This is a genomic window from Nocardia sp. NPDC060255, from assembly GCF_042727395.1.
Lineage (GTDB): Bacteria > Actinomycetota > Actinomycetes > Mycobacteriales > Mycobacteriaceae > Nocardia.
Genome location: NZ_JBHXAU010000017.1, coordinates 186,303 through 205,209, shown reverse-complemented (window position 1 = coordinate 205,209; position 18,907 = coordinate 186,303). Strand labels below are relative to the sequence as shown.

The window sequence follows — 18,907 nt, the reverse complement described above, 5'->3', positions numbered from 1 at the left end:
AAAGTCGCCTCCCGTCAGGTGAACGGGAGGCGACTTGTTGTGGCAGAAGGCTTGTGGGTCAGACCGGTGCGATGACGAAGACCTGGGCCCAATACGCTGCCTGGTCTGCCCCGATCAACGGCAACAGGTAGTCGTACAGAATCGATGACATAGCCGTGGAACTCCCAATTGTCGACGTACAGGACGTTTCGAAATGTGCGGGCAAAGTGTGAGACCCGCTACGGCGGCCCACGTTAGCAGCCACGTCGCGGCCATGGTGGAACGGTGAACTCGCCGTGCGTATGCGCCGCTAACTAGCCGGACCGTGATCGACGTCATAAAGTAGTGCGCGTTGGCACGGCCCGTTGCGTGGCCGCAACGAGCCCTTCACACTTCGAATGCGGGAAAGCAGGTCTCAACTCTATGCGGATTGTTCGCTCACTGGTCGCCGGCGCGTTGATCGCCGGGGCTGCTTCGGTTTTCGCCATGATGGGTGCTGGCGCCGCCAGTGCCGTAGCGGTGACGCCGCTGCCGGGTGGGGTGCAGGTCGACCTCAGCCCGGCTGACACGGTCTGGGTCGCCCAGAACCGTTTCGGACAGACCCTCGGCGGTCTGCCTCATCCTTCGGCGGCTTCGTTCGGTGAAGCATTGGACGCGGCGGCCGCGGTGTCGGCAGCCGTCCCGGGCGGACATGTCACCTTCACCGTGTACGGGCCGCTCGACTCGTTGAACGGCACCATGCTGGCGCTGCAGTAGGTCTGGCACTCGCAGCGTGGAATTGCATCAGCGGATCGTCTCGGCGCCGGTAGATTTCGGCGCCATCCGTTCCGAATTCGGCCTGGCCTCGGCGTATCCCGTCGAGGCCAGCACGGAAGCCCGCGACGCGTCCGACGCGTTCGCGGGCGACCGGGCCGATCGCACCGACATCCCGTTCGTGACGATCGACCCGCCCGGGGCCATGGATCTGGACCAGGCCCTGCATCTCGAACGCACCGGCACCGGCTTCGTCCTGCACTACGCCATCGCCGATGTCGGCGCCGTGATCGATCCGCACGGCGCGCTCGCCAAGGAGTCGAGCGCCAGGGGGCAAACCTTCTACCTACCCGACGGCACCGTGCCGCTGCACCCGCCGGTGCTGTCGGAAGGCACCGCGAGCCTGCTGCCCGAGCAGACCAGGCCCGCCGCGCTGTGGACCATCGAGCTCGACGAAAAGGCTGAACCACAACGGTTTTCGGTGGAGCGGGCGCTGGTGCGTTCGCGGGCCAGGCTCGACTACGCGGGCGTGCAGGCCGACGCCGACGCGGGCCGACTGCATCCGTCGATAGCCGCCCTGCCGGAATTCGGCACGCGGCGCATCGAAGTGGGCCTGCTGCGCGGCGCGATCGGGCTGCGACTGCCCGCGCAGAGCATTGTGCGCGATGGTAACTCGGACGGTCATTGGCGCTTGATTGTCGAGCCGCGGACCGCCGCCGACGACTGGAACGAGCAGGTTTCACTGCTGACCGGGATGTGTGCGGCGCGCATCATGATCGACGCCGGGGCGCCCGCATTGCTTCGTACGATGCCCCCTCCGGCGGAGTCGGCGATAGCGTCCATGCATCGCACGGCGGCGGCATTGGGCGTCGAATGGCCCGAAGATTTGTCGGTCGGGCAGATGTTGGCCGGTTTGGACCCGAATACGCCCGCCGCCCTTGTGCTCATGTCGGAGGCGACGAGTCTGCTGCGCGGGGCGTCCTACACCGTGGTGAACGAGGACACCCAGGTCGCCACGCCGGAAGCTTTGCAGCACAGTGCCATCCGCGCCCCGTACGCCCACGTCACCGCCCCTCTGCGCAGGCTGACCGACCGGTTCAGCACCGAGATCTGCCTGGCCCGCTGCGCAGGAACCGAAGTGCCGCAATGGGTTCGCGACGGGCTGGTAGAAACCGCCGAAAGCATGCGCCGCAGCGACGCGATCGCGAACAAGGTAGAGCGCTCCTGCATCGACCTCACCGAATCCACGTTGCTCGCCGAGCGAGCAGGCACTGAATTCGACGCGGTCGTCGTCCGCGAAGCCAACGGCAACCGAGCCGCAGAGATCTTCATCGCCGACCCACCAGTCCTGGGCCCATGCGTAGGCGAACCCCCAGAAGGCGCGGCAGTCCGAGTCCGCCTGGTCTCCGCCGACCCCACCACCCGCAAGATCAACTTCGCCTACCCCGCGTAGGCCCCCGCCGCCGGGCGCCACCCGTTGTCAGCAACAGCCGCACTCTGACTCGGGATCGGCACTCGGAATAGGGCCCTATAGCCAGTGCTGATCCCGAGAGTCAGTGCGGATTTCGATTGAGGGCGCGGCGGCGAGGCTCGTCGCCGGGGGAGGGCTGCGGTAGCAGTGCGGGACTACTCGCTGGACAACGCTGCGGCGGCTTCGGGGTAGCGGGTCAGGGCTTGGCGGGCGGCGGTGTCTTCGGCGCCTGCGAGGATTCGGTAGAGGGCGGTGTCTTCGCCTGCGGCGCCGGCGTCGGCGGCTATGCCGTAGATGGCGTGTTGGGATTCGACGGCGTCGCGGTGGTCGCCCAGGACGGTTTGCAGGCGTTTGGCGCGGGTGCCGAGGTCGCTGGCGTCGGTGCCGAGGATGGGTTCGGCGGCCTCGCAGGAGTAGCGTAATCGCTTGGCGCTCTTGCGGATATCGTGCAGGAGTTCGACTCGTTCGGCGGGGGTGACGGTGGTTTCCTGCTCGATCAGGCCCAGTACGCGGTCGCGGTCGCGTTCCAGGACGACGTTGAAGAATTCCGCGGCGGGCACCTCGGCGCGGGAGGAACGTAGCGGCGGTTCGGTGCGCCACTTGGTGAGTTCGTCGCGTAACTCGCGGTAGCGGACGCTGTCCAGCGCGAGCAGCACGTCGGCGTGGGCGACGGAGTACCTGGCGTTCTCGGCGGTGACCAGCCGGGCGGTCACCAATTCGAGGTCGGCTTCCGAATGTTCGGACTGCTGGCCGTGTTTGGTCAGCAGTGTCTCGAAACGTTCGGCGCGCACCTCGGCGTCGCGGGCCACGCCGAGCACACCGGCCAGCCACTTGAGCTCGTCGCCCATCGTCCTGGCCGGTGTCCGTTCGAACAGTCCGCGATAGGACCGCAGCACGCTGCGCAGTCTGCGGGTGGCCACGCGCATTTGATGGACCGAATCGGGTTCGTCCGCGCGCACCTCGGGTTCAGCGGCCAGCAGCCGGTCCACGTTGTCGCTGAGTGCCGCGACGATGGCCTTGCCTGCGGTGGCCGTCATGGTTATCCCGCCTTCGCGAATCTATCGGTGGCTTCGATCAAATGATGCGTGATTCCCGGCTCGAAGGAGGCATGTCCGGCGTCTTCGACGATATGCAACTCCGAACCGGGCAGTGCCTTGTGCAGATCCCAGGCGCTCACGGTGGGGCAGACGATGTCGTGCCGACCCTGCACGATGACCGTCGGAATGTGCGCGATGGCGTCGGCGTCGCGCAACAGCTGCCCCTCGTCGAGGAAGGCGTGATTGCGGAAGTAGTGGTTCTCGATCCGCGCGAAGGCGAGGGCGAACCGGGGATCGGCGGATTCGGCGACCCGATCCGGTTGCGGCAGCAGCGAACTCGTCGCACCCTCCCAGGTGGACCAGGCGACGGCGGCCGCCAGCGCGACCTCCTCGTCGGGCGAGTGCAGCAGCCGGTGATAGACCTCGACCAGGTCCTCGCCGCGCTCGGCTTCCGGCACCGGCGCGAGGTACTTCTCCCACTCGTCCGGGTACACGTAACCCGCGGCGCCGTTGTAGTACCAGTCGATTTCCTTGCGGCGCAACAGGAAGATGCCGCGCAGCACCAGTTCGGTCACCCGATCCGGGTACGTCTCGGCGTAGGCGAGCGCGAGGGTGGAACCCCACGAGCCGCCGAACACCTGCCAGCGCTCGATGCCGAGATGTGTGCGCAGCGCCTCGATGTCGGCGATCAGATGCTGGGTGGTGTTGGTCGCCAGGCTCGGGTCGTCGGCGAGATGCGGGGTGGAGCGTCCGCAGCCGCGCTGATCGAGCAGCACGATCCGGTAGGCCGCCGGGTCGAAGAACCGCCGCTGAGCCGGTGAGGTGCCGCCGCCGGGCCCGCCGTGCAGAAAAACCACCGGCTTGCCGTCGGGGTTGCCGCTGACCTCCCAGTACATCGACTGGCCGTCGCCGACGTCGAGCTTGCCGGAGTCGTACGCCTCGAGCTCGGGGTACAGCGTCCGCAACTGTGCGCCGCCCATCAGAAGGCCAGGCCGGAGGCCAGGTCGGGCAGTTCCAGCGCTTCGATCGCCTGCTGGTGCACGTCGGGGCAGCTCTTGGTGGTGAGCCGGTCCACGATCGGCTTGTCCGCCAGCACCGCGCCGTTGATGCCGCCGTTGCGCAGCGCCCACTCGTGCACCAGGGCGTTGAGCCCGATCTTGCCGAGCGTCGGCCCCTGCACCCGCCAGTTCGACAGCTCGGGCTTGATCATGTCGCAGAGCTGAGCGGACGCGGCATCGGAGATGACCGGCGGGGTGCCCGGCTTGTTCGTGCCCGCGGTGCCGCTCGGCTTGGTGGTCGCCGTCGCCGAGCCCGTTGTCGAGCCAGAGCTCCCGGTCGGAGCCGGGTTCGACTCGCCTCCACATGCGGTCAGTGCTGCGGCGGCGAAAACGCCCGCCAGCAGCAGCGTGCTGCGGGAAATCCAACGGCTGTGCGGCATCGGTACCTCTACTTCTTATCGCGAATGTCCGCATCGAGTCTGCCATTGATTCGCGACCGTGGCCCGGACTGTGTGGCTAACGGAAGGTGATGCGCAGCTCGTCCAGCAGTGCTTCGACACAGCGTGCGAAGCGGGGGATGGAGATGTCGATGGTGCGCCACGGGTTGAGGGCGATCAACGGGGCGAGGCGTTCGGCGAGGCGGATCTCGGCGGCGGAGACCGGCCCCCAGCGCGCGAAGTAGTCGTCGCGGCGCGGGTTGTGCAGGATGCGATGGGAAAGGAAGGGATGGGTGATCACCGCGTCGCCCCAGTCGAAGAGCTGACCGGTGTCCGCGAAGACGTTGTCGGGGTGGACATCGTTGTGTTCGATGGTGAGCCTGCCGTATCCGGCCAGTTCGGCGGCCGCCTCCTCGATGCGGTGCGCGAGGCCGGGCATGCGCGGCTCGAAATGCCGGTAGACCGTGCCGAGCCGAGCGGGCGGCAGGTACGGGGTGCCGGTCGCGATCAGGTCATCGATGTGCGGGGCGACGGACTGCTGGAGGTCGGCGTAGGAGCGGAGCAGCCCGGGCCATGCGGCGTCGGTATCGCGCGCGGTGTCGCCACCGTGCGGACTCAGCAGCCAGCCGTGCTCCTCTTGCACCGCAAGGGGTTCCAGCACGCTACCGGGACGCAGCCGGGCGAGCAGCTGGAGCAGCGGGCCCTCGTGCGCGAAGGCGCGGGCGTTCGCCTTGGCCCACACCGGGCCGGTTTCGGTCGGGATGCGCGCGATCAGCGACCAGGCGCGGCGGCGCGTGATCGTCGGCGCGCCGGTCACCTCGACCTCTTGTGCCTTGAGGACGCCGGCCGCCCAATCGAGCAACGGTTCGGGCGGCTGGCCGAGCAGTGCGGCGGGGGCGTGCACTGCTCGGCCGGTCATCGTTACTCCATGGCGTCGATCTAAAAGCTGTGTTCGGGTCCGGGGTAGGTGCCCCGGGCCACCTCATCAGCGTAGGCCGCCGCGGCCGTGCGCAGTTCATCGCCGACATTGCCGAACCGCTTGACGAACTTGGCGGTCTTGCCGCTGGTGTATCCGGCCATGTCCTGCCAGACCAGCACCTGCGCATCGGTTTCCACGCCCGCGCCGATGCCGACGGTGGGAATGGTCAGCTTGCGGGTGGCCTGCGCGGCCAGTTCGGCGGGCACCATCTCCATGACCACCGCGAACGCGCCTGCCTCCTGCACCGCGATGGCGTCGGCGATGAGCTGCTCGGCGCCGTCGCCGCGACCCTGCACGCGGAACCCGCCGAGGGTGTTGACGCTCTGCGGGGTGAACCCGATGTGCGCCATCACCGGAATACCGGCGGAGGTGATCAGCGCGATCTGCTCGGCCACCCGCTCGCCGCCCTCGAACTTCACCGCCTGCGCCTGGCCCTCCTTCATGAACCGGGTCGCGGTGGCCAGCGCCTGCTGCGCGGAGGACTCGTAGGTGCCGAACGGCAGGTCGGCCACCACCAGCGCGTGCGGTGCGCCGCGCACCACGCCGCGGACCAGCGGGATGAGCTCGTCCACGGTGATCGGCACCGTGGTGTCGTAGCCGTAGACCACGTTCGCCGCGGAGTCGCCGACCAATAGCACCGGGATGCCCGCTTCTTCGAACAGCCGGGCCGAGGAATAGTCGTACGCGGTGAGCATGGCCCAGCGCTGGCCGTCGGCCTTCATCTGCTGCAGGTGCTGCACCCGGGTCTTGCGCATAGCCTTCTTGGGCTGGCTGGGCGCCGCACCGTAGGCAGGGGTTTCCGAATCGGATACGGACATCTTCGTCCCTTTCGTCTGGTGTCTCCTCGGGGCCCATTCGGGTCCCCGGGTTCGTCTGACGAAATCCAGTGTGCCAGTTGTAGCGGGGCCGTATTAAGGTTCGCGACCGATGTAATTGGTCACATCAGGGGAGGTGACCGGGGGTCAGTTGCCGGTGGCGCCGGGCTCGGAGTACCAGATCAGCGGCGCGATCGAGACGCCGCCCTGGTTGTCGCCCGCCGAGCTGACCCAGTAGTGGTTGCGGTCGTCGATGACCTCGGCGGCGTGTGCGTCGATCTGACCGGCGCGGTTGTCCGGGTCGAAGTGCAGGGGGTTGTCGCTGTAGAACGCGGTGGTGCCGACGTAACCGGGACGTGGGCCGATGAAGAGGTACCAATACTCGCCGTGCCGCACGACGAAGGGGGATTCGGTGTTCCCGCCGCTGGTGCCGACGGTCGGGTCGGTGTACGCCACGCCGCCTTCTTGCCAGTGCCGCAGGTCATTGCTGGTGCGGTAGGCGACGACGTGATGTCCGCGCGATTGCGGCCTGGTCGCTGTGTAATACATGACCCATTGGTTGTCGACGCGCGTCACCATCGGGTCGCGGGCGTCGTAGCCGTCGGTGAACAGTGAGCCGCTCGGTTCGCGGACCCAGTGATAAAGGTCGGTCGAGGTGGCGAGGTTGATCGCGGAGTTACTGCCGTCCGGTCCAGCCGCGTAGAACATGTAATAGGTGTCATCGGCGAAAACGATATGTGGCGCCCACAGGTGGCTCTCGCCATAGGCGGGATCGGCGTGCAGGGCCGGCGGTTGTTTCACCCACGGCCCGTGCAGGCTCGGCGCGATGGCGTGCGCGAAGACGACCTCGGTCGCCGGATCGGCGGGCTCGACGTGGGTGATGCCGAACATGTGCCAGGTGCTGGTGGGTTTGTGGAAGACGAACGTGTGGTCGTTGATGTACCACTGCCCCAACAGATTTGTGGTCGGATCGTAGACCTTGGTGAACTCCCCGGCCTTCACCCGCTCCGGCGCTGTCGCCGCCTCCGCCGGCGACAGCATGCCGAGCACGAGCACGGCCGTCACCGCGCAAAGGAGTCCTGCCCTCCGGTACGCGCGCAAGAGTGCACCTTCCGATAGGTGAGCTGAGGGGGGAAATCGCCGGAAGATTAGCGCGCCAATGGCAAAAGGACAAAACACGTGAATGTCAGCCGACGAATTCGACAAAACCGAGATTAATTCCCCATCCGCAAACCGCTCAGCAACGAATACTTCGACCCCCTCGATAAATACCCAACTCCATTTCACACTCCGGCTCGAGCGCACGCCTCACGATGAGGACTTGACGTAGGGAGCATGCTCTTGACGCACGCTGCAGCTTGCGTCAAGAGCATGCTTCGTACATCAAGTTGTCGTTGCGTCGTTGCGTCGTTGCGTCGTTGCGTCGTTGCGTCGTTGCGTCGTTGCGTCGTTGCGTCGTTGCGTCGCTGTGGGGGCGTGGTCAGGGCTTCTGACCGGTGCGTTGTCTCTGTCGGGCGGTCGAGCTGCCAGTATCAGTGGATGGCTTTGGTTCGGAGTGGGCGCGGTGCGCTGATGGTGGCGGTGCTGGCGTTGGTGGCGGCGGGGTGCACGGTCGACGGTCATCCGACGGGGCCGATGCCGGCGTCACCCGCTGAGTTGACGAAGTTCTACACCCAGCCCGTCCAGTGGGGGACCTGCACCGGGTTCGGCTCCGCGGACGATCGCTTCGCGCCGACCGCGCAGTGCGCGCGGATCACCGTGCCGGTCGACTATGCCGCCCCGGACGGGCCGACCGCGCAGATCGCCGTCTCCCGGATCAAGGCGTCCGGCAAGAAGATCGGCTCGCTGCTGATGAATCCCGGCGGGCCGGGGGAGTCGGGCCTGACCATGTCGGCGCTGGGCAACAAGTCGCCGCTGGCCGAGCGCTTCGACCGGGTCGGCTTCGATCCGCGCGGTGTCGGCTCCTCGACTCCGGCGATCGTCTGCGAGACCGCGAAGGAGCAGGACGCCGAGCGGGCCGAACCGCAGAAGGACAACACGCCCGAGGGCATCGCCGCCGCGGAGAACGAGAATCGGCAGTACGCGGACCGCTGCACCGAACACACCGGCAAGGCCTTTCTCGCCAACGTCGGCACCCGCGAGGTGGTGCAGGACTTGGACGTGATGCGCGCGGCGCTCGGCGACGCGAAGCTCAGCTATTTGGGTTATTCGTACGGCACCAAGATCGGTTCGGCCTACGCGGAGAAGTTCCCGGACCACGTGCGCGCCCTCGTGCTGGACGGCGCGATCGACTCCTCGCAGGACCCGGTGCAGGAGTCGCTGCGGCAGGCCGCGGGCTTCCAGAAGGTGTTCGACGCCTACGCCGCGGACTGCACGAACAAGCCGGACTGCCCGCTCGGCACCGACAAGACGCAGACGGTGCAGCGCTTCCGTGCACTGGTGAATCCGTTGTGGGACAAGACCGTACCGACCACCGACCCACGCGGCCTCAACTACGGTGACGCGCTCACCGGCGTGCGCCAAGCCCTCTACACCAACGACCTGTGGCCGGTGCTCACCCTCGGCCTGTCCGAACTGCGCGACGGCCGCGGCGACACCCTGCTGCAACTGGCCGACCTGTACGACGGCCGCCGCGACGACGGCACCTACAACAACACCACCGACGCGTTCAATGCCATTCGCTGCGTGGACGATCCGCGCATCAGCGACCGCGGCATCACCGGCAGGCAGGACATGGAATACCGCAAGGCGGCGCCGTTCCTGGACGACGGTCGCGGCACCGGCGCGGCCCCGCTGGACCAGTGCACCGTCTGGCCGGTGCCGAATACCAGTGAGCCGCACCGGATCACGGTCACCGGGTTGCCGAAGGTGGTGGTCGTGTCGACCACCGAGGACCCGGCGACGCCGTACCAGGCGGGCGTGGATCTGGCCTCGCAGCTCGGTGCCTCACTGCTGACCTACAAGGGCAACCGGCACACGATCGCGCTCTCGGGCGGATCGGCGTGCGTGGACGACGCGGTCATCGACTATTTGGTCGATCTGACAGATCCGAAGCCGGGCCTCACCTGCTGACCGCGCGGCCGGTGATGTCTTTTTCGCACAACAAGCACAACACACTCAGCGTGTATGTAACACGGATTTAACGCCGGGTGCTTACTCTCGCGGACATGGATCGCCAGAAGGAATTCGTGCTGCGGACGCTCGAAGAGCGGGATATCCGCTTCGTGCGGCTCTGGTTCACCGACGTGCTGGGTTATCTGAAGTCCGTCGCCATCGCTCCGGCCGAGCTAGAGGGCGCTTTCGAGGAGGGCATCGGCTTCGACGGCTCGGCCATCGAGGGCTTCGCCCGGGTGTCGGAGGCCGACATGGTCGCCCGCCCGGATCCGTCGACCTTCCAGGTGTTGCCGTGGGCGACGAGCAAGGGCCACCAGCACTCCGCGCGGATGTTCTGTGACATCACCATGCCCGACGGCTCGCCGTCCTGGGCCGACCCGCGCCACGTGCTGCGCCGCCAGCTGAACAAGGCCGCCGATGTCGGCTTCAGCTGCTACGTGCACCCCGAGATCGAGTTCTTCCTGCTGGAGAACGGCCCGGTGGACGGCTCGCAGCCGATCCCGGCCGACTCCGGCGGCTTCTTCGACCAGGCTGTGCACGATTCGGCCCCCAACTTCCGCCGCCACGCCATCGACGCGCTGGAGTCGATGGGCATCTCGGTCGAGTTCAGCCATCACGAGGGCGCGCCGGGCCAGCAGGAGATCGACCTGCGCTACGCCGACGCGCTGTCCATGGCCGACAACGTGATGACCTTCCGCTACCTGATCAAGGAAGTCGGCATCGACGAGGGCGTGCGCGCGACGTTCATGCCCAAGCCGTTCGCCCAGTACCCGGGCTCGGCGATGCACACGCATATGAGCCTGTTCGAGGGCGAGGCGAACGCCTTCCACGATCCGGACGACCCGATCAACCTGTCCAGCACCGCGCGCGCGTTCATCGCGGGCATCCTGGAGCACGCGCCGGAGATCAGCGCGATCACCAATCAGTGGGTGAACTCCTACAAGCGGCTCATCCACGGCGGCGAGGCGCCGACCGCGGCCTCGTGGGGCCGGTCGAACCGGTCCGCGCTGGTGCGGGTGCCGATGTACACGCCGAACAAGTCCTCCTCGCGCCGCGTCGAGATCCGCAGCCCAGATTCGGCGTGCAACCCCTACCTGACCTTCGCCGTGCTGCTCGCGGCCGGTCTGCGCGGCATCGAGAAGGGTTACACGCTGCCGCCGGAGGCCGAGGACGACGTGTGGTCGCTGACCGTCGCCGAGCGGCGCGCGATGGGCTTCCGCGAGCTGCCCGGCACGCTGGACGAGGCGCTGCAGGCGATGGAGCGGTCCGAACTGGTCGCCGAGACGCTCGGCGAGCACGTGTTCGACTTCTTCCTGCGCAACAAGCGCCGGGAGTGGGCCGACTACCGCAGCCAGGTGACGCCGTACGAGCTCAAGGAATATCTCGGGCTGTAGCGAAAAGGCGCGTTTCTGCAACCGAACGTATGTCCAGGTACGGGCGAGTCGTTAGCCGCGACCATGTAATTTGAGACCTATGGTCCGGCCCCCGACTGCTCGCTCTGCTGTCCCCGGCGTCGGGCGGCTCGGACTCCTCGAGCCGTCCGCCGCCGCCTCGCTGCACGAATTGGGCTGGGACAACGTCGAAAGTATCCCCGTGCTGTGGGCGCTCTCCCGTGCGCCCGACGCCGACCTGGCGCTGAACACGCTGGTCAAACTGCGCGAGCGGATGGAAAACAAGTGGGCCGCACTGGATTCGGCGATCCGGTCGGAAACGGCGTTGCGCGGCAGGTTGTTCGGGTTGCTCGGCTCGTCCAGCGCGTTCGCCGACCATCTCGTCGTCGATCCGGCGGCCTGGGAGATCTTGCGGCGCAAGGAGCTACCGGGTCGCGATGAGTTGATCGCCGATCTGCTCGACGCGGTGCACGCGGTGCCGGAGGAGGGACCCAACGCGGGTCCGCTGCTGTTCCGGGCCGGTGAGTTCGGCCCCGAGGTGGTGGCGCTGCTGCGCAAGCGGTATCGCGATCAGCTGATGCTGCTCGCGGCGCTCGACCTAGCGGCCACCGTCGAGAACGAACCGGTACTGGCGTACCAGGTGGTTGGTCGTCATCTGACCGCGCTGGCGGATGCCGCGCTCACCGCGGCGCTGTCGGTGGCGGTGGCTCGCGTGTGCAAGGACGGCCCGGTGCCCGTGCGGCTCGCGGTGATCGCCATGGGTAAAAGTGGCGCGTGCGAGCTGAACTACGTCAGCGACGTCGACGTGGTGTTCGTCGCGGAGCCCGCCGACGCCACCGCGACCCGGCTGGCGGCCGAGATGATGAGCGTCGCCAGCGCGGCCTACTTCGAGGTCGACGCGGCGCTGCGGCCGGAGGGCAAGGCGGGCGCACTGGTGCGCACGCTGGATTCGCATGTCGCGTACTACAAACGCTGGGCGCGGACCTGGGAGTTCCAGGCACTGCTGAAGAACCGGCCGATGACCGGCGACCTCGAGCTCGGCGAGGAGTACAAAGCCGCGCTGATGCCGATGGTGTGGACCGCCTCCGAGCGCCCCGACTTCGTCGCCGACGTGCAGGCGATGCGCCGCCGGGTGGAAGACCTGGTTCCCGCCGACATGCGGGAGCGCGAACTGAAATTGGGGCACGGCAGCCTGCGCGACGTCGAATTCGCCGTCCAGCTCCTGCAATTGGTGCACGGCCGGGTGGACGAGTCGCTACACGTGCAGGGCACCGTCGAGGCGCTGACCGCGTTGGCCGCCGGCGGCTACATCGGCCGCGACGATGCCGCGAATCTCACTGCGTCGTATGAGTTCCTGCGCCTGCTCGAACATCGCCTGCAGCTGCAACGGCTGCGGCGCACGCACACGCTGCCCGCCTCGGACGACGAGGAGGGCATGCGCTGGCTGGCCCGCGCCGCGCACATCCGGGCGGACGGCAGGCAGGACGCGGTCGGTGTGCTGGCCACCGAGATTCGCCGAAATGCGGTACGGGTGCGGCGATTACACGCCAAGCTGTTTTACCGTCCGCTGCTCGAGTCGGTAGTCAAGCTGGAACCCGAAGCGCTGCGGCTCAGTCCGGACGCGGCGGTCCGGCAGCTGGCCGCGCTGGGCTACCAGGCTCCCGAACACGCGCTCGGTCACCTCAAAGCACTCACCAGCGGGGTGTCGCGTAAGGGCCGGATCCAGGCGCTGCTGCTGCCGACCCTGCTCGAATGGCTCGGCGAGACACCGAATCCCGACGCGGGCCTGCTCGCTTACCGGCGGGTGTCGGAAGGCCTCGGCGACCAGACCTGGTTCCTGCGCGAACTGCGCGACGAGGGCGCGATCGCGCAGCGGCTGATGATCGTGCTCGGCTCCTCCGAGTACCTGCCCGATCTGCTGATCAACGCGCCCGACACTATTCGCATGTACGCGGACGGGCCGGGCGGTCCACTGCTGCTCAGCCCGCAGCCGGAAGACGTTGCGCGCGGGATCATGCGGGCCGCCGGACGCTACAACGATCCGAAACGTGCTGTGGCGGCGGCACGTTCGCTGCGCAGGCACGAGCTTGCCCGGGTCGCGTCGGCGGATCTGCTCGGCATGCTCGACGTCAAACAGGTCTGCCGTGCGCTGTCCTCGGTGTGGGTCGCCGTGCTGGAAGCCTCTCTCGCGGCGGTGATTCGGGCCAGCGAGGCCGAAATGGGCGCGCCCGCGCCCGCCGACTTCGCGGTGATCGGCATGGGCAGGCTCGGTGGCAAGGAACTCGGCTACGGATCGGACGCGGACGTGCTGTTCGTCTGCGATCCTCGTCCGGGCGAGGACGAGACGAAGGCCGTGAAGTGGGCGAGCAACGTCGCCGACCGGGTGCAGAAGTTGCTGGGCGCACCGAGCGTCGACCCGCCACTGCTGGTGGATGCCGGGCTGCGTCCTGAGGGGCGCAACGGCGCGCTGGTCCGCACGCTGGCGGCCTACGACGCCTACTACCAGCAGTGGGCGCAGGCATGGGAGGTGCAGGCGCTGCTGCGGGCGCATCAGGTGGCGGGTGACCAGCAGCTCGGTGTGCGCTTCTTGCATGTGATCGACAAGGTGCGTTATCCGGAGGGTGGGGTGTCGACCGAGGCGGTGCGCGAGATCCGGCGGATCAAGGCGCGCATCGACGCCGAACGACTGCCGCGCAACGCCAATCCCGCTACGCACACCAAACTCGGTCGGGGCGGTCTCGCCGACATCGAGTGGACGGTGCAGCTGATGCAGCTGCGCTACGCGCACGACGTTCTCGGGTTGCACAACACGTCGACGTTGGAGTCGCTCGACGTGATCGAGCAGACGAAGCTGCTCGACGCGTCCGATGTCGCGCTGCTGCGGGACGCCTGGCTCACCGCGACCAAAGCCCGCAACGCGCTGGTGTTGGTGCGCGGCAAACCCGCGGACCAGTTGCCCGGGCCCGGGCGGTTGTTGTCCGCGGTAGCCCGGGTGGCGGGCTGGCCCAACGACGACGGTAGCGAGTTCCTCGATCACTACATGCGCGTCACCAGGCGGGCAAAAGCGGTGGTGGAGCGGGTATTCGGGCAGTGACTGCGGGCCCTGAGGACGCGGTACATCCGAGTTCGTTGCTCGCCAGTGCGTCCGGGCTCATGCGCACCGAAAACGGTTGTGGCCGAGTCATTTACGCTAGCCGTTGCGGCCCATAAGGTTATGGACGCTCGGTGGAGCATGGGCGGGCTGAACCGACCACAAAGCCGAGATTCGTGACGGCGGAGCCGATTCTGCTGTTCAGGCGTAGGCGGTTGGCTACGCCGGGCCAGGCAATGTCGCCGGGCGTAATCGCGTTCGAGCTGACGGTGGTGCCGTCGGCCTGATGTCGAGGTTCGCCGTTCAGGGCCGGGCCGAAACGGTGTCGCGGTCGTGGTTGGCGCGGATCTCGTCGTAATGGTCGGCGGCCCAGCCGATCAGCTGCATGACGATCGCGTGCAGGCCGTGGCCGAGGGGCGCGAGCGCGTACTCGACCCGCGGCGGTACCTCGGCGTAGGCGGTCCGCGTGATCAGGCCGTCCTGCTGGAGCTGCTGCAGGGTGTGGGTGAGCATGCGCTGGGAGATGCCGGGGATCCGGCGTTGCAGGTCGGTGTAGCGCACGGGGCCGTCCTGCAGGATGGCGACGATCAGCATGCTCCATTTGTCGCCGACCCGGTCCAGCACCTGCCGGATGAAGGGCATGTGGTCGGCGGGGATGTTCGCACACGGCCCGATCGCGGCCGCCATCTCTATATCAGCGTTGTCCTGCATAGCGCCCATTCCTCTCCGTCGCGCACACCGGTGTGCCTTTTGTACCGCCTTCGATTCTGACGCATCATGTCGCTACGCACAAATAGTATGAATCGAGGTCGAGAGGATGAAATCGGGGCTGTGCCCCTGACCTCCTCCGCTCGCATCCAGGAAAGGCACAACCGCTATGTCGTATCTGCTGCACATCGATTCCTCCGCGCCCGGCGCGGCCTCGGTCTCCCGTCAGGTCGCGCTGTCCTTCCGCGATCAGTGGCAGGGCCCGGTCGTCCACCGCGATCTCGCGGCGAACCCGGTGCCGCACCTGACCGCCGCGGGCATCACCGCCCGCAGCATCGACCCGGCCCGCCACACCCCCGAGCAGGCGAAGGCCGCCGCACTCCAGGATGAGCTGATCGAAGAGTTCCTCGGTGCGGACGCGTACCTGTTCACCGCGCCGATGTACAACCTGTCGATGCCGTCGGTGTTCAAGGCGTGGCTGGACCAGATCATCGTCACCGACCGCACCCTCTTCTTCTCCGGCGCTTCCCCGGCCGCGGGCCGCCCGGCCGTGCTGATCTCGCCCCGCGGTGGCGGCTACGGCCCCGGCACCCCTAAACACGGTCTGGACTTCGTGGTGCCCACGCTGGAGGCCGTCCTCGGTCACGGCATCCTGGGCCTGAACGTGACCGCGGTGATCCCCGAGCTGACCATGGCCCCGCACTCGGCGTCCCTCGCCCCGCTGCTTCCGCTGCACAAGGCGTCGCTGGCCGCTGCCCACGAGCAGGCGCGTCACCTCGCCATGACCCTCAGTCCCACCCGGGCCGCCTGACGCCACACCCCGGTGCCGCACTAACACGGGTGCGGCACCGGGGTGATGCGGCCGAGCTAGTTCGTGACCGAGGGGGCGGGCTCTATGAGCAGACCTGTTCTCTCAGCACGCTTTTCGCCCCACTCGTACAGCGCGGTGAGGGCGGGAACGAGGCTCCAGCCTTCGTCGGTGAGATCGTATTCGACCTGCGGTGGCACGGTGTCGAAGACAGTGCGGCGGACCAAGCCGTCGGCTTCCAGCTCACGCAACTGCTGAACGAGCATCTTCTCGCTGGTCGTCGGCATCTGCCTGCGCAGCTCACCGTAGCGGCGCACGCCTTCCTTGAGGTGGGCGAGGATCACCGGCTTCCATTTGCCGCCGATGAGGTCGACGGTCACCTCCACCGCGCAGTGATAGCGCTTCTCGGGCATGGCACGCCTTTCGGGTACTCACTAAAAAGTGCGTTCTTGTAACACTGTAATCATCGCGATTCCATGGATGGACATTCCTACTGCAGACATGGAGCCCGAATCCCTATGAAGGTCATCGTTTTCGACCGTTTCAAGCCCGGCGTGACCTTGGCGACCATCAACCCGTATCTGCCCGAGGAGGTCGCCAATGTGTGGCGGCTGTGGAAGGCGGGCATCGTGCGGGAGAACTACGCGCGCGCCGACGAGCCGGGCGTGGTGATCGTGTTCGAGGTGGACAGCGTCGAGGAGGCACAGAAATACGTCGCCGACTTCCCGCTCACCAAGGCCGGCTATCTCGAGTGGACCTACGTCCCGGTGCAGGCCCCGCTGCCACTGGAGGCGCTGATGGATCCGAAGGTCGACGTCGCCGAGCCCTACGACCGGACCAAGTGAGGGCGCTGCCATGCGAAACGGCTTCGGTCTCAGCATTCCGGAAACCGTGGCGGACGCGTGTGATCCCACCCGGATGGCGTTGCTGATCTATGACATGCAGGTCGGCATCGTCGGTCAGATCCCCGACGGTGCCAAGATCGTGCAGGCCTGCGTGCAGTTGCGAGATGCCGCTCGGGCCAACGGGTTCCGGGTCTTCTACACCCGGCATGTGTCGCTGCCGATCGCCGCTTCCGGCGTGGCCCAGCTGCGCACCGCCATGCAATGGCAGCGGGTGGCCGACCTGGACGAGCTGCACGCCAGCTTTCCGCAGGGATCGCCGCAATACCAGCTCACCCCGGAGCTGACACCCGACGCGAACGAGGTGGTCTTCGACAAGATCACCATGTCCGCCTTCGCGGCCACACCACTCGATATCGCGTTGCGCGACTGCGGAATCGACTCCTACGCGATCGCGGGCATCGCCATGGAGGTCGGCATCGAACCCACCGTCCGGCACAGCCTCGACCTCGGCTACCTGCCGATCATGGTCACCGACGCGTGCGGCGCGGGGCATCCGGCGGCGGCACAAAGGTCCTACGCCACTTTGGAATTCGCGGGCGGGTCACTGATGACCGACACCGCCTCCCTGATCGATCTGATGACCCGGCCCTGACTCCCTAGCTCACAGGCACCCCACAACGATCCGCTGTGGGGACGAGGGATGTGCCTGTGAGCTAGGGATTACCCGGCGGTGAGTGCCCGGAAGCGGTCGACGAAACCTCGAATCGCGCGGCGGTCTTCGTCGAGTTCCGGATGGTGGCCGTGCTCAACGGTCACCGTCACCGTGCTGCCTGCCCGCAGTCGCAGCACGTCCACGCACGTCGGCAGCAAGGGCGCGTTCACACTGCGTCCGTTGCTGCTGACGGTGATTCGCGAGGTGTATCCGATCAGCACCTCGACGAGCTCGTCGGCGCTGTCAGCGGTGAGCGGGCCCGCGATACGGAACTCTTCGACGTACATCCGGCCTCCTCCGTCGCCTGCGTCCATTTTGAGCGGCGGCATTCATCATCGACAGCACCTGATGGTGGCCGGCCTTCGTATGCACCGATCCTCATTCTCACCAGCCGCCACGCCTTGCCGATCGCCGAAGCCCTCCGAACGCCCCCACAGCACGATCGCCGGCCCAGGACCCAGCCGCCCCTTTGTGTGACCCGTACCCCCTCTATACAGGTTGTCCGGGCCACACAAAGGGTGAGCGGTCTCCAACTCGCCACGCCGGCAGCAGAATCCGCACCCTCACTCGGGATCGGCACCGACTTTAGGGCCCTATTCCGAGTGCCGATCCCGAGAGAGAGTGCAGATCTTCGATAACGCGGGCACTCGGCGAACGCCCGTGGGGTGGCGTTGTTCCGATGGTCTCGGGACCTTCACTGTCGGCGTACAGGTTCTCCACAACTGCCGCCTAGGGTCGGGGTATGCCGAATTGGTTGGAATGAGTGGTGCTCGGGGTGGGATGGTGTGCGCTTGCGGCGGGGGTTGCCGGGGTCGTCCTGCATTTCGGGGCGTGGCAGCATCGGTCGCTGGTCTTGCTGCAGTCGGGGGCGTCGTATTTGATGATCGGCTCGGTCGTCGGGCTGGTGATCTTTGTGGTCGCGCGGGGTTGGCGCAGTGCGGGGGTGGCCGCGGTGGTGGTCGGCGTGGTGGCGTGGACGGTGGTGCCCGCGTTCGTCCCCGAGGGGCGCGCGGCCAGCGGGCCGGAGGTGATGGTGATGCAGTCCAATCTGTTGTTCGGGCAGGCCGACGTCGACGCGGTGGTGCGGGCGGTGCGGGACAACCGCATCGATGTGCTCACCGTGGACGAGCTGACGAAGGGCGCGGTCGACCGGCTGGCGGCGGCGGAACTCGGCACCCTGCTGCCGTACTCGTACCTGCGGCCGACCGTCGACGGTGGCGGCGGCACCGGCATCTACAGCCGATACCCGTTGCGCGACACCAAGAAATACGACGGCTTCATCCTCGAGCAGGTGTCCGCGACGATGGACCATCCCGACCGCGGACCCATCACCGTGTTCGCCTTCCACCCGGTCCCGCCGCCGTTCAACTTCTCGGACTGGCTCGTGGAAATGCGCGAGATCCGCGAGATCCTCGACGCGCAAAAGGGTCCCGTGATCGTCGGCGCGGACTTCAACGCGACGCGCGATCACGCGGCCTTCCGCGAACTGCTGCACGGCCGCTTCGCCGCCGCGGCCGATCAGGTGGGCGCCGGACTACTGCCGACGTTTCCCAACGATCGGAGCTGGGGGCCGATCATCGGCATCGATCACGTCCTGCTCGCCGATGCCACGGCACAAGAGATACATACGCTGAGTGTTCCTGGTTCTGATCACCGCGCGTTGGTCGCGCGAGTGCGGTTGAATTGATCTCGTAGGTACGGGCCACGGCGCGTAGGGTTTTCGCTCGATTGTGATGCGCGCGCGGGATGCGCGGCGATTACCGTGTGCA

At 67.2% G+C, this 18,907-nt stretch carries 18 protein-coding genes; 9 read left to right on the top strand and 9 right to left on the bottom strand.

All coding sequences use genetic code 11. The features are described from left to right. Positions 1-402: 402 nt before the first annotated feature. Positions 403-735 carry a hypothetical protein gene (locus ACFWF1_RS28455; protein WP_357382167.1) on the top strand — a complete coding sequence of 111 codons (333 nt, stop codon included), beginning with the start codon at positions 403-405 and terminating at the stop codon, positions 733-735. Between the two features lie 16 nt (positions 736-751). Next, on the top strand, positions 752-2,185 hold the full coding sequence (locus ACFWF1_RS28450; RefSeq protein ID WP_379286927.1) for an RNB domain-containing ribonuclease: 1,434 nt from the start codon (positions 752-754) through the stop codon (positions 2,183-2,185). A 173-nt stretch (positions 2,186-2,358) separates the two neighbouring features. On the opposite strand, the gene ACFWF1_RS28445 is transcribed toward ACFWF1_RS28450, so the two are convergent. The 6 genes from ACFWF1_RS28445 to ACFWF1_RS28420 all read right to left on the bottom strand — a co-directional run bounded on the left by ACFWF1_RS28445 (position 2,359) and on the right by ACFWF1_RS28420 (position 7,534). After that, on the bottom strand, positions 2,359-3,240 hold the full coding sequence (locus ACFWF1_RS28445) for a CHAD domain-containing protein (protein ID WP_379286929.1): 882 nt from the start codon (positions 3,238-3,240) through the stop codon (positions 2,359-2,361). 2 nt (positions 3,241-3,242) lie between these two features. Next, positions 3,243-4,220, bottom strand: coding sequence for a prolyl aminopeptidase (gene pip / locus ACFWF1_RS28440; protein ID WP_379286931.1), 978 nt, complete (start codon positions 4,218-4,220; stop codon positions 3,243-3,245). Further along, a complete protein-coding gene (locus ACFWF1_RS28435) occupies positions 4,220-4,678 on the bottom strand; it encodes a hypothetical protein (RefSeq protein WP_379286933.1) in 459 nt (152 codons plus the stop codon). Before ACFWF1_RS28435 ends, pip begins: the two co-directional genes overlap by 1 nt. Before the next feature lie 76 nt (positions 4,679-4,754). Beyond that, positions 4,755-5,594 (bottom strand): phosphotransferase, encoded by an 840-nt coding sequence (locus ACFWF1_RS28430; RefSeq protein WP_379286935.1) that lies wholly within the window; start codon positions 5,592-5,594, stop codon positions 4,755-4,757. Between the two features lie 20 nt (positions 5,595-5,614). Further along, positions 5,615-6,472 carry a 3-methyl-2-oxobutanoate hydroxymethyltransferase gene (gene panB, locus ACFWF1_RS28425; RefSeq protein ID WP_357382156.1) on the bottom strand — a complete coding sequence of 286 codons (858 nt, stop codon included), beginning with the start codon at positions 6,470-6,472 and terminating at the stop codon, positions 5,615-5,617. 144 nt (positions 6,473-6,616) lie between these two features. Next, positions 6,617-7,534: a family 43 glycosylhydrolase gene (locus tag ACFWF1_RS28420; RefSeq protein ID WP_379286938.1), complete on the bottom strand. Its 918-nt coding sequence runs from the start codon at positions 7,532-7,534 to the stop codon at positions 6,617-6,619. 474 nt (positions 7,535-8,008) lie between these two features. On the opposite strand from ACFWF1_RS28420, the gene ACFWF1_RS28415 reads away from it, so the two are divergent. The 3 genes from ACFWF1_RS28415 (at position 8,009) to ACFWF1_RS28405 (ending at position 14,068) form a co-directional block, all read left to right on the top strand. Then, entirely contained in the window at positions 8,009-9,541 is a 1,533-nt protein-coding gene (locus ACFWF1_RS28415; RefSeq protein ID WP_379286940.1) for an alpha/beta hydrolase, read from the top strand. A 95-nt stretch (positions 9,542-9,636) separates the two neighbouring features. After that, the gene (locus ACFWF1_RS28410; RefSeq protein ID WP_107655058.1) at positions 9,637-10,977 is read left to right on the top strand and encodes a glutamine synthetase family protein; all 1,341 of its coding nucleotides are present in this window, start codon (positions 9,637-9,639) and stop codon (positions 10,975-10,977) included. A 79-nt stretch (positions 10,978-11,056) separates the two neighbouring features. Beyond that, positions 11,057-14,068: a bifunctional [glutamine synthetase] adenylyltransferase/[glutamine synthetase]-adenylyl-L-tyrosine phosphorylase gene (locus ACFWF1_RS28405; RefSeq protein ID WP_379286942.1), complete on the top strand. Its 3,012-nt coding sequence runs from the start codon at positions 11,057-11,059 to the stop codon at positions 14,066-14,068. 300 nt (positions 14,069-14,368) lie between these two features. Here the strand turns inward: ACFWF1_RS28405 and ACFWF1_RS28400 are convergent, their stop codons facing one another. Further along, the gene (locus tag ACFWF1_RS28400; RefSeq protein ID WP_379286944.1) at positions 14,369-14,776 is read right to left on the bottom strand and encodes a winged helix-turn-helix transcriptional regulator; all 408 of its coding nucleotides are present in this window, start codon (positions 14,774-14,776) and stop codon (positions 14,369-14,371) included. A gap of 166 nt (positions 14,777-14,942) precedes the next feature. Here ACFWF1_RS28400 and ACFWF1_RS28395 point away from each other — a divergent pair, with 166 nt between their 5' ends. Further along, positions 14,943-15,584: an FMN-dependent NADH-azoreductase gene (locus ACFWF1_RS28395; protein WP_379286946.1), complete on the top strand. Its 642-nt coding sequence runs from the start codon at positions 14,943-14,945 to the stop codon at positions 15,582-15,584. Positions 15,585-15,640: 56 nt separating this feature from the next. Here ACFWF1_RS28395 and ACFWF1_RS28390 read toward each other — a convergent pair whose 3' ends face one another. After that, positions 15,641-15,994: a winged helix-turn-helix transcriptional regulator gene (locus tag ACFWF1_RS28390; protein ID WP_379286948.1), complete on the bottom strand. Its 354-nt coding sequence runs from the start codon at positions 15,992-15,994 to the stop codon at positions 15,641-15,643. Between the two features lie 105 nt (positions 15,995-16,099). On the opposite strand from ACFWF1_RS28390, the gene ACFWF1_RS28385 reads away from it, so the two are divergent. Together ACFWF1_RS28385 and ACFWF1_RS28380 are read left to right on the top strand one after the other, a co-directional pair. Beyond that, positions 16,100-16,426: a hypothetical protein gene (locus ACFWF1_RS28385; RefSeq protein WP_379286950.1), complete on the top strand. Its 327-nt coding sequence runs from the start codon at positions 16,100-16,102 to the stop codon at positions 16,424-16,426. A gap of 10 nt (positions 16,427-16,436) precedes the next feature. Then, positions 16,437-17,078, top strand: coding sequence for a cysteine hydrolase (locus ACFWF1_RS28380; protein ID WP_379286952.1), 642 nt, complete (start codon positions 16,437-16,439; stop codon positions 17,076-17,078). Positions 17,079-17,146: 68 nt separating this feature from the next. On the opposite strand, the gene ACFWF1_RS28375 is transcribed toward ACFWF1_RS28380, so the two are convergent. Continuing rightward, complete coding sequence (locus ACFWF1_RS28375) at positions 17,147-17,425, bottom strand: hypothetical protein (protein WP_379286954.1); 279 nt, start codon at positions 17,423-17,425, stop codon at positions 17,147-17,149. A gap of 479 nt (positions 17,426-17,904) precedes the next feature. Here ACFWF1_RS28375 and ACFWF1_RS28370 point away from each other — a divergent pair, with 479 nt between their 5' ends. Then, a complete protein-coding gene (locus ACFWF1_RS28370; protein WP_379286956.1) occupies positions 17,905-18,825 on the top strand; it encodes an endonuclease/exonuclease/phosphatase family protein in 921 nt (306 codons plus the stop codon). The last annotated feature ends 82 nt before the right edge of the window (positions 18,826-18,907 follow it).